The 10,698-nt window shown below is 50.0% G+C and carries 8 protein-coding genes; 3 read left to right on the forward strand and 5 right to left on the reverse strand.

Features of this window, described 5'->3' with window-relative positions:
- The first annotated feature begins 63 nt into the window (after nt 1-63).
- Nucleotides 64-2,301 (forward strand): ATP-binding cassette domain-containing protein, encoded by a 2,238-nt coding sequence (locus DEF47_RS06575; RefSeq protein ID WP_012189265.1) that lies wholly within the window; start codon nt 64-66, stop codon nt 2,299-2,301.
- Between the two features lie 117 nt (nt 2,302-2,418).
- On the opposite strand, the gene DEF47_RS06580 is transcribed toward DEF47_RS06575, so the two are convergent.
- Nucleotides 2,419-3,723: a peptidoglycan recognition protein family protein gene (locus DEF47_RS06580; protein WP_012189266.1), complete on the reverse strand. Its 1,305-nt coding sequence runs from the start codon at nt 3,721-3,723 to the stop codon at nt 2,419-2,421.
- Between the two features lie 99 nt (nt 3,724-3,822).
- Nucleotides 3,823-4,689, reverse strand: a complete 867-nt coding sequence (locus tag DEF47_RS06585; protein ID WP_012189267.1) for a 4-hydroxybenzoate octaprenyltransferase — start codon at nt 4,687-4,689, stop codon at nt 3,823-3,825.
- A 264-nt stretch (nt 4,690-4,953) separates the two neighbouring features.
- On the opposite strand from DEF47_RS06585, the gene serC reads away from it, so the two are divergent.
- Nucleotides 4,954-6,036 (forward strand): 3-phosphoserine/phosphohydroxythreonine transaminase, encoded by a 1,083-nt coding sequence (gene serC, locus DEF47_RS06590; RefSeq protein WP_012189268.1) that lies wholly within the window; start codon nt 4,954-4,956, stop codon nt 6,034-6,036.
- A 62-nt stretch (nt 6,037-6,098) separates the two neighbouring features.
- On the opposite strand, the gene DEF47_RS06595 is transcribed toward serC, so the two are convergent.
- Genes DEF47_RS06595 through DEF47_RS06605 form a run of 3 tightly spaced genes read right to left on the reverse strand, consistent with a single transcriptional unit; the run spans nt 6,099 to nt 9,906 of the window.
- A complete protein-coding gene (locus DEF47_RS06595) occupies nt 6,099-7,127 on the reverse strand; it encodes an ABC transporter ATP-binding protein (protein ID WP_012189269.1) in 1,029 nt (342 codons plus the stop codon).
- Nucleotides 7,128-7,137: 10 nt separating this feature from the next.
- The gene (locus DEF47_RS06600) at nt 7,138-8,730 is read right to left on the reverse strand and encodes an ABC transporter permease (protein ID WP_012189270.1); all 1,593 of its coding nucleotides are present in this window, start codon (nt 8,728-8,730) and stop codon (nt 7,138-7,140) included.
- Between the two features lie 36 nt (nt 8,731-8,766).
- Nucleotides 8,767-9,906, reverse strand: a complete 1,140-nt coding sequence (locus DEF47_RS06605) for an iron ABC transporter substrate-binding protein (protein WP_012189271.1) — start codon at nt 9,904-9,906, stop codon at nt 8,767-8,769.
- A 368-nt stretch (nt 9,907-10,274) separates the two neighbouring features.
- Between DEF47_RS06605 and DEF47_RS06610 the strand changes: the two genes are divergently transcribed.
- Entirely contained in the window at nt 10,275-10,679 is a 405-nt protein-coding gene (locus DEF47_RS06610) for an NBR1-Ig-like domain-containing protein (RefSeq protein WP_012189272.1), read from the forward strand.
- Nucleotides 10,680-10,698 lie beyond the last annotated feature (19 nt).

Raw genomic sequence — 10,698 nt, forward strand, 5'->3', positions numbered from 1 at the left:
GAGGGGTTGGGGTGAGGGCATGAACTCAAAGCGACCAGAGATTTGTAGTTATCAAGGAGTCTGATGATGCAGGATCGAGCGTTTATTGAGGTGTATGGCGCACGCGAAAACAACCTCAAAAATATTTCCTTGAATATTCCAAAACAGCGGGTGACAGTCTTTACCGGAGTCTCTGGTTCGGGCAAATCGTCGTTGGTGTTTGATACGATTGCCGCTGAGGCTCAACGCCAACTCAATGAAACCTTTACCTTTTTTGTGCAAGGCTTTTTGCCGCACTATGGCCAGCCTGATGTCGAGCGGATCGAGCATCTCAACTCGCCGATTATCATCGATCAAAAGCGGGTTGGCGGTGGTTCGCGCTCAACCGTCGGAACCTACACAGATATTGCGGTGTTGCTGCGCTTGTTGTTCTCGCGGATTGGTCAGCCCTACGTTGGGCCTGGCTATGCTTTTTCGTTCAACACGCCGCAGGGTATGTGCCCCGAATGTGAAGGCATTGGCAAAACGGTTCAGCTTGATATGGATAAATTGCTTGACCGCAGCAAATCGCTGAATGAAGGTGCGATTTTGCACCCCGAATTCAAGGTTGGCAAATGGATGTGGAAGATGTATCCGCTGTCTGGTTTGTTCGATAACGATAAGCCGATTCAGGATTATAACGAACAGGAATTGCAAGCATTTTTGTATGGCGCTGATCTTAAGGTTTCGTGGGGCGAATTTAGCTCGAAATATGAAGGTTTGCTGGAACGTTTCGAGCGTATGTACCTCAAAAAAGATGCAGCAGCCATGTCGGATCGCAATCGGGCCGTGTTTGAGCAATTTACCTCTTCACAAATCTGCCCAGTTTGCCATGGTGGGCGTTTGACTCAAGCCGCGCTCAATTGTCGGATTGCTGGGCGTAACATTGCCGAATTAGCCGATTTTGAAGCGACTGATTTGATTAGCTTTTTGGCTGATGTTACTGATCCGATTGGTGATCGGGTGGCGGCCAAGTTGTTGGAGCGCATGCAACAGTTGGTCGATATTGGCTTGGGCTATTTGAGCTTGAGCCGCGAAACCTCGACGCTCTCTGGGGGCGAATCTCAGCGCGTCAAAATGATTCGGCATCTTGGCAATAGCTTAACTGAAATGCTCTATATTCTCGATGAGCCAAGTGTGGGCTTGCATGCGCGTGATGTGGCGCGGCTGAATAATTTATTGCAACAGTTGCGCGATAAGGGCAATACGGTGCTAGTGGTTGAGCATGATCCCGATGTGATTGCAATTGCCGACCATATTGTCGATATTGGGCCACGCGCGGGCGTGCACGGCGGCGAGGTTGTGTTTGAAGGCAGCTATGCCGATCTCAAACGTTCAAATACCTTAACTGGCAGCTATTTGCAACAAGTAGTGCCAACCAAACAGCATTCGCGTCAGCCAACTGGCTACTTGCCGATTGTTAATGCCAACCTGCATAACCTTAAAAACGTCAATGTCAATATTCCAACGGGCGTGCTGACCGTGGTGACAGGTGTGGCCGGATCAGGCAAAAGCACCTTAATTAATGAAGTCTTTTTGAGCCAACACCCCAATGCGATTGTGATCGATCAATCACGGGTAACGGCTAATAGCCGTTCGGCTCCGGCCACCTATACCGGAATTATGGATGATATTCGCCAGACCTTTGCTAAGGCCAATGGCGTGAGCGCTTCGTTATTCAGCTTCAACTCAACTGGCAGTTGCGATAATTGTAATGGTTTGGGCTTAGTCTACACCGATTTAGCCTTTATGGAAGGAATTTCCTCGACCTGTGAAATTTGCGAAGGCAAGCGTTTCAAAGCCGAAGTGCTGGAATATCGGCTGCGCGGCAAATCGATCAGCGATGTGTTGGATATGACTGCCGAGGAAGCACTCGATTTCTTTAACGAAAAGAAGATCAAGCCTGTGCTCCAGGCTATGAATGATGTTGGCTTGAGCTATTTGAAACTTGGTCAACCACTCAGCACGATATCGGGTGGTGAGGGTCAACGGCTCAAATTGGCGACCGAACTCCACAAAAAGGCCAGCGTTTATGTGATGGACGAGCCAACCACGGGTTTGCATCGCTCGGATATTGGGCTGCTGATGGGGATCATTGATCGTTTGGTTGATCTCAAGAATACCGTGATTCTGATCGAACATCACTTGGATATTATTCGTCAGGCCGATTGGATTATCGACATTGGGCCTGAGGGCGGTAGCGCTGGTGGCGAGATTATTTTTGAAGGGCCACCCATGGCCTTGAAAACTTGCCAACGCAGCATTACCGCCAAGTTTCTCTAATCAGCATGCCCTCACCCCCTCGCCTCGCGTGCGGGCGAGGGGGAACCGCTCTAGGAGTGATGCCCGCCGCCGTCGAGTGATGTCGGGGTGATGGGCGTTATATCCTACGCCTGAAAGCTAGCCCTTGCGAATTGCCTCGGCGCGAGTCGCAAACTTGTTGGCATAATCGGCATCGTCAGTCCAATTATTGCTCAAGCCAGCCAACGTTTTGGCAACCCCACGCAGATTGGCTGGAATGTTGCCATGGCGTGGATTGGCAGCCATCATGGTTTTTTGGGCTTGATTAGCCTCATCATCACGCAAGGCCAAGGCCAATAATTGCCCAATATGCGCTTGGACTGCGCCATCCCAGGTGCTGAACGAAAGGCCGCCCTCTTGGCGCACGCCCAAACCAGCCGGATTACGTTTTGGCCGCGCAGCCCAGCCTGAAGTCAAGCCAGCGGTTTCAAAAATACATTGCGATGCAGCGAGGAAGGGATCAAGCCCAACGCTGGGGGCATAGACCCAGTAATACCCCATAATCGTTTCAATATCGTTCTTATATTCGGAATTATCGGGCAGGCTCTTACGAATAAAGGCGATTGCCTTTTCGCGGCTGCCTGAGGGCGTTGCGCTCAACAATGGGGTATTGGTAGTAATTGGATTATCAGCAATTGGCGTGCTTTGAACATTACTCAAACGATCAAAGGCATTTTGAATTGTACTGATGTAATAGGATTCGGTGATCGCTGCGCCTGGACATGAAGGTTTATTGTAATCGCGGTGCGATGAAATGCCACCACCAAATTTCTGATAGCGAATCTCAAAGCTGTTTAATTTGCGTTTGAGCACTGCCACCGCATGGCCAACCAGGGCTGCAACGGGAGCCGACCACTGGGTTTTTTCAAAATAGCCACATACTTCGATGCCGATTGAATATTGCAATGTACCTTTACTATCGCGATAGCCATTACCTTGAGCGGCGTGAATCCCTTGATCGTACATCGGCGTGAACAACCAAATCCAGGTTTCATCGATAAATAAGTGTGGGCCACGATCCCAGCCAGCGCTGGTGCGATAGTATTCGCGCAGGGTTTCGAGCTGTTTGAGGCGTTTGCGGTAAATTTGGCCTTCGCTCAAACCAGTTTCTTGGTTATCCCAGCGCCAGCCTGAGGGGTAAGGAGCAGCGGCAGTACTTGGTACAGCGGTATGGTGCAACACCACAAAGTTAGGTGGCACAGCCCCAAAGTTATAGGTATCGACGTAATGGGTAAATTCATCGGCTTTCAGACCCTGACCGACATACAAAAACTGGTCAACAGGCACGACCCCGCGCGTGCCTTCCTCGCTGAGCGTATCTTCATGCGGCATCGCATCTTTGGGGTCAGGCAAATCAAATTCGGGTAAGGGTTCGTCGTGCAGCGGTTGATTGGCATCAGTCATTGATTGATCTCCTTCGCACAAAACACCGAGAACAGCCCAATTATACAATTCAAGCTTAGAGGTTGGCTAGGTACGATTATCGCCCTAGCCAATTCGAGCCTAGTTGCCAACATACAAACTAGTGAGCGTAAAAAGAAAGAGCACGCCAGCGATATAGCTATTCACATTGAAAAAGGCAATATCAATTTTGGAAAGATCGCGGGGGTTGATTAAGCTGTGTTCGTAGACCAACAAGCCTGCTGCCGCCGCAACCCCAACGTAAAACGGCCAACTTAGGCTTAACGAAACTCCCACCGCCAGCAACAAACCAATCATCGCAATATGGCAAATTTTGGCGACACGCAGCGAGGTGGCAATGCTAAAACGAGCAGGCAATGAGTGTAAACCTTCCTTGCGATCAAAGTCAACATCTTGGCAGGCGTAAATTAAATCAAAGCCGGCAATCCAAATGCCGACTGCTGCTGCTAATAAAATCATCGAAAGCCGAAAATTGGGATCAACGGCCAGCCAACCGCCAGCAGGCGCAATGGCATCAGTAAAGCCTAAACCAAAGTGGCACAACCACGTAAAGCGCTTCATGTAGGAATAACCTGTCAGGGCAATTAACGCAATTGGCGAGAGTAGCAAACACAATGGGTTGAGCAACCCAGCCGAAATCACTAAAACCGCCAACGAAACTAAACCAACGATCAAGACTGATGTGGCTGAAAGTGTCCCAGCAGGAATTGGCCGAATGCTGGTGCGCGGATTACGCGCATCAAAATGGCGATCGAGATAGCGATTAAAGGACATCGCGGCGGTGCGTGCCGCCACCATCGCTAAAGTCACTAAGATCAGCGGTTGCCAACCAGGGAATTGTTTATTGGCTAAAAACAGACCCAAATAGGCGAAGGGTAGGGCAAAAACCGTGTGTTCTACCTTGATATTGATCGCGGTTTGGTGCAAGGTTTGGCGTAAACTTGTCATGCTGCGTTTCCTATGGTCGATAAATCAAGCCTCTCTCTGTATTCATTATATAGCAGCAGCATGCTTGTGGTAATCCTACTTTGTGCTCGCTATTCGGGCTACTATGCCAATTAATCAGGCTTTGACTTTTATGCCAGCATTCCCTACAATGTGCCTTGTATCACAAACTGCTGGCAATGCTGCCTGAGCTAAACGACCACCTCGTGTTCAACGTTGAATACGTTTGGATAGGGGCTTTTTTTGTTTGCGCCGAGGAGTGTACAAATGACGGTCTACAACTTCAATGCCGGTCCTGCGATTTTGCCACCCAGTGTTTTGAGCCAAGCCCAAGAAGAACTTCGCGATTTTGCGGGCACTGGCATTTCGGTGATGGAAACCAGCCATCGCGCTAAAGAATTCGAAGCGGTTAATAACGAAGTCGAAGCTCGTTTTAAGGCTTTGCTGGGCATCGAAAGCGGCTATCGGGTTTTGTTGCTACAAGGCGGAGCCAGCACCCAATTTGCCATGATTCCCATGAATTTCTTGGGAGCGGATCAGGTTGCTGATTACATCATCACGGGCACATGGGCCGAAAAAGCCCGTGATGAAGCCCAAAAAATCGGCAAGGTGCATATTGCGGCTACTACTGAAGCCGAAAATCACAACCGTATCCCCAGCCAAACTGAACTGCAATTCAGCGAAAATCCAGTGTATGTGCACTTAACCACCAATAACACGATTTATGGCACCCAATGGCAGAGCACCCCGGAAACCAACGGCGTGCCAATTGTCGCCGATATGAGCAGCGATATTTTTTCGCGGCCTTTCGATGCTAGCAAGTTTGGTTTAGTCTATGCTGGCGCACAGAAAAATCTTGGGCCTTCTGGCGTAACTGTGGTGCTGATTCGCGAAGATTGGCTGGATAAAGGCGCGAAAAACGTGCCCACTATGTTGCGCTATAGCACGCACGCTAAAAACAACTCGCTCTATAACACCCCACCAACTTTTGGGGTCTATATGCTGAACCTCGTTTTAGCTTGGATTCAAGAGCAAGGTGGTTTGGCGGGCATGGCTGAATACAACACCCGTAAAGCCAATGTTGTCTATAATGCGATCGATAATTCGGGTGGTTTCTATCGTGGTCATGCCGTGGCTGATAGCCGCTCCCAAATGAATGTAACCTTTAATCTACCCACCCAAGAGCTTGAAAAGCAATTCTTGGCCGAAGCCAAAGCCCAAGGCATGATCGGCTTGCCAGGTCACCGTTCGGTTGGCGGGGTGCGGGCCTCGATCTACAATGCCATGAGCATCGAAGGGGTTGAAGCCCTCGCCAGCTTTATGGCCCATTTTGCCGCCAAACAAGGCTAGTTAACTGCAATCAAGCGCTCAGCGACAGGATGGTGAGCCTGTTGCTGAGCGCTTTGCTGAGCTTATTCTGCTTGAAATGCCACAACTGGGCCTTGGACACTCACGCCGACTTGCATTTTAGGCGCAAGATCGAGCCTTGGGCCAGTTCGCGCCGCAATCGTTAAATTGCCTATTTGCAGATCGATCAGTTGATCGTGGCCATAAAAGCGTTGACCCATGATCTGACCATGACCGCTTGGGTCGGGCACTAGATTCAGCGCTTCAGGCCGAATCATCAGGGTCACTGGGCCATGCATTGGTTTGGTTAAGAGCAATTGGCCTAAAGCGCACTCAACTCGATTTTCTCGCGCAACCCCAGGCAAAAAGTTGGCCTCGCCCACAAATTCGGCCACGGCTCGGCTGGTTGGGCGCAAATAAAGTTCATGCGGGGTGGCGCTTTGCAAAACCTTGCCCCCAAGCATCACGGTTACTTGATCGGCTAAGCTCAAGGCTTCTTCTTGATCATGAGTTACAAACAGGGCCGTCGCCCCAACTTGGCGCAAAATCTGTTTGGTGGCCGTGCGTACTTGGTCGCGCAAGCCTGCATCGAGGTTGGAAAAAGGCTCATCGAGTAGTAATAATTGAGGTTTGGGTGCTAAGGCGCGGGCGAGAGCGACCCGCTGTTGTTGACCACCCGAAAGCTCATGGGGCATGCGCTGGGCTAAACCACTCAATCCAACGAGTTCCAGTAATTCGTCAATCCGTTGTTGTTTATGAGTTTGACGACTCAAGCCATAGCCAATATTTTGGCCGACTGTCAAATGGGGAAACAAGGCATACTCTTGAAACACCATGCCAATCTGGCGTTGCTCAGGCGGAACTTGGCGATGGCTATTGGCGATTTCGCGCTGGCCAAGCCAAATCTGGCCTTGATCAAGCGTTTCAAAACCAGCAATCAAGCGGAGTAAGGTAGTTTTGCCACAGCCCGAAGGCCCAAGCAACGCCCCCAAACTGCCTTGGGGCAACTGAAAATCAACCTGATCTAGAACGGTAGTTGCATTGAAGGTTTTGCTAACGCCCCGACAGTTAATGGCTAAATTGGCTGTTTGCATGGCTGTGATCTCACGTTTTGCGTTCATTGGCCAGCAGCAAGGCCAACGAAGCACCTGCTGCGACCATCAACAATAACGCTGGTAAGGCGGTCTGGGAAAACCGTAATTCGGCGGTGTTGTTCCAAATATCGGTGGCCAAGGTATGAAAGCCAGTTGGCCCCAAAAGTAAGGTTGCTGGTAATTCTTTCAAGGTTGATAGAAATACCAAGGCCGCACCAGAAATAATCCCTGGCCGTAATAATGGTAAGGTGACACTCAGCACCACCCGCCAAGCTGGCTGGCCCAGCGAACGCCCAGCTTCTTCCAAGCGCGGATTAATTTGTAACAAACTGGTGCGTAGGCTGCCAATCGCTTGCGGCAAAAAGCGCACAGCATAGGCCAAAATCAACAAACCCAAGGTTTGGTAGGCCCAAGGCAGATAATTCGCACCCCAAAAAACCAAGGCTAGCGCCACCACAATTCCAGGCAGCGCATAGCCAACATAGGTTGCCCGCTCGATCAAACTGGTCAGACGGCTGGGATAGCGCACGGCCAAGAAAACCACTGGAAAGGCCAAAACAATCGTGACCAAGGCCGCTAAACTAGCAGCCAGCAGCGAATTGGCTAAATCTGTTAGTTGTAAATTCCAAGTTTGGCCTGCACGCAAGCCGATAATTAGCCACGCCACAATTGCCACAATTGGCAAAACAACCGCAAACAGCACCACAATTGCGCAGAAGATTAAGGCAGGCCAGCGCCAAATCCCTAATCCGACTAATTTGGGTTGGCGGCTAACTCCCGCCGACGAGCGATAATAACGGGCACGGCCACGACTCAAGGCTTCGGCGGTCAATAAACCACAGGCCAAACCAACTAGCAACAACGATAACACCGCCGCCCCAGTTCGATCAAATGAGGCGCGATATTGCAGATAAATCGCTCGTGTAAACGAATTGTAGCGCAATAACGAAACTGCCCCGAAATCGCTCAAGGCATATAGGATCACCAATAAACTGCCTGCCGCCAAGGCTGGCCGCAACTGTGGCAGCGTGATCCGCCAAAAAATGTGGCTTGAGCGTTGACCAAGTGATCGGGCAGCTTCTTCTAGCGCGGGGTCGAGTTTGCGCAAGGCAACCCGCACATTTAATACAATGTAGGGATAGCCAAATAGAATCAGTGCTCCGGCAGCGCCCCAAAAGCCATACACTTCGGGCAAGCGCTCAACTCCCAACGGTTCGAGCCATTGCTGCACTAAGCCACGTGGCCCGAGCACCGCGATAATCGCCCATGCCCCGATGTAGGAAGGAATCGCCATTGGTAGCATAATTAATGTTAGCCAAATTCGCGCTCCTGGTAAATTGGTGCGAGTGGTCAGCCAAGCTAAGGGCAGCCCGATCAAGAGCGAGCCAGCGGTCACCGTGATCGCCAGTAGCGCCGAGCCAGTGAACACGCGCAAGGTGCTAGGGCGTTGTAATTGAGCCCATGCTGTCGAGCCGGCCTCGCTGGTACGCAACAGCAAATAACCAACTGGCAAAACCATGATTAACGCAATCAGGCCAGCACTGATCGTTAAGAACAGTGCTGACCAACGGCCAGATCGAAAGCGCAAATGTTTAAAAACCATAGCTCAATCTAGCAAGCCAAGCTTGCAATGACGTGCTTATTGGATCGCCCCAACATCTTGCAACAATTCTAAGGTTCCTTGCAAATCTTTCAAATTGCTCAAATCGATGTTTGGGGTAATAATTTCGCCCAATGGCTTGATTGCTGGGTTGGTAATAATTCCAGCTACCAAGGGATATTCATTGGTTTTATCGGCGAAATAGAGTTGGGCACCGTCGCTCAACAAATAATTAGCAAAGGTTTGAGCGGCTTCAGGATTCTTGGCAGTTTTGAGCACACCCACGCCAGCAACATTCACCAACGAGCCAATATCGCCATTGCCGAAGTAGTGGTTAGCAGCCTTGGCATCTGGTTGCTCTTTTTTCAAGGCAAACAAGTAGTAGTGATTGACCAAGCCGGTATCAACTTCGCCACTCGCAACGGCTTTGACAATCGCTGAGTTCGATTCATAGACTTTAACGTCGTTGGCGATCATGCCTTCGAGCCATTGTTTGGCCATATCTTCACCTTGGCTTACCCGCAATGCGGTGACAAAGGCTTGCAATGAACCATTGGTTGGAGCCCAAGCGACCCGACCTTTCCACTCTGGTTTGGTCAAATCAAGAATCGAAGCTGGCAAATCGGTGCTGGTCAAGACATCGGTGTTATAAACCAAAACCCGAGCGCGACCCGAAGCACCAACCCATGTGCCTTCGCTTGAAACAAAACGTGGATCAACCAAGTTCAACAATGACCGATCAAGTTGCACAAAGCGATCGCTCAATGCGCCTAATGCACCAGCATCTTGGCCGAAGAAGACATCGGCTGGGCTATTATCGCCTTCTTCAAGAATTTGCGCGGCCATCTCGGCAGTATCGCCATAGCGTACTTCGACGGCAATCCCAGTTTCTTGGGTAAAAAGCTCCAACAAGGGAGCAACTAAGCTTTCTGAACGCCCTGAATATACAACCAAACTGCCGCCAGCTGGCTCAGTGGTGGTGGTGGTTGGCACGGTTGGCGAAACCTCAGCAATAGCAGTCACTTCGACGGTAGCAGTAGCTTCGGCTGCGCTAGCGGTCGTTGGGGTTGCTGCAGCGGTGGTTGGTGCTGTTACAGCCGTTGGAGTTGCTTCCCCACCACAGGCTGCAATCACAATGCTCAGACAGAGCAACAGCATCAAAGAACGCACAAGTTTCACGAAGTACTCCTTAGCCAACTTGCTCGATCATTGAGCAAGCTTTAGCAAGTATTTATCACAATGGTAAAAACTATTTTTTCTGAAAAAACAGTTTTTATCAGGCGGAAGTATAACGCCCACGATTGCTCATGTCAAATAGTTGTGCCTTGGAGATTTTTATTCCAGCACTATAGTATGCAATTTGGCTGATTATTGTTACTTGCTAAAACGAAGAGTTAAATTGGGTCATCTAAGCGCTATTTACCGCTATTGTGAGCGTTCCCTGCTTGAATCCCCCTGATTTCCGCTTGAATCCCCCTCTCGCCATTAGATCTATCTTCCCCTAGAGTAACGTTACAATCTCGTAATAGCGGAAGGATTGAATAATCATGCGAATTATCAAACGGGGAATTCTGCTTGGCCTGCTTGGCCTTATGACTATGGTTGGTAGTGTTGTAACCCGACCTAGCACGCCGGCCGACGCTGCGAAGCTATGTCTTCAATTTCTCTACGATGTGAATTACCCTGATGGCACAGTTGTGGGCAAAAACCGCCAATTGCGTAAAGAGTGGCAGGTTTTCAACTGTGGAACCCGAACTTGGGGCACGAGTTTTACATTCCGCCGCGTATCACATCTCTTTCCAGTTGGGGCATTTGCAACTGGCGCTTTTAACTTAACCAGCCCTATTGCTGGCAACCAACAAGGAACGATCTATGTGGACTTAACCACTGGCTCGGAAAGTGGAAATTTCAAAGCCTCGTATCAACTGTATACGCCGGGCGAAAAAGCATGATAGTGCTGGCGAACCCTGT

The sequence above is a fragment of the Herpetosiphon sp. genome, from assembly GCF_003512625.1.
Classification (GTDB): Bacteria; Chloroflexota; Chloroflexia; order Chloroflexales; family Herpetosiphonaceae; genus Herpetosiphon; species Herpetosiphon aurantiacus.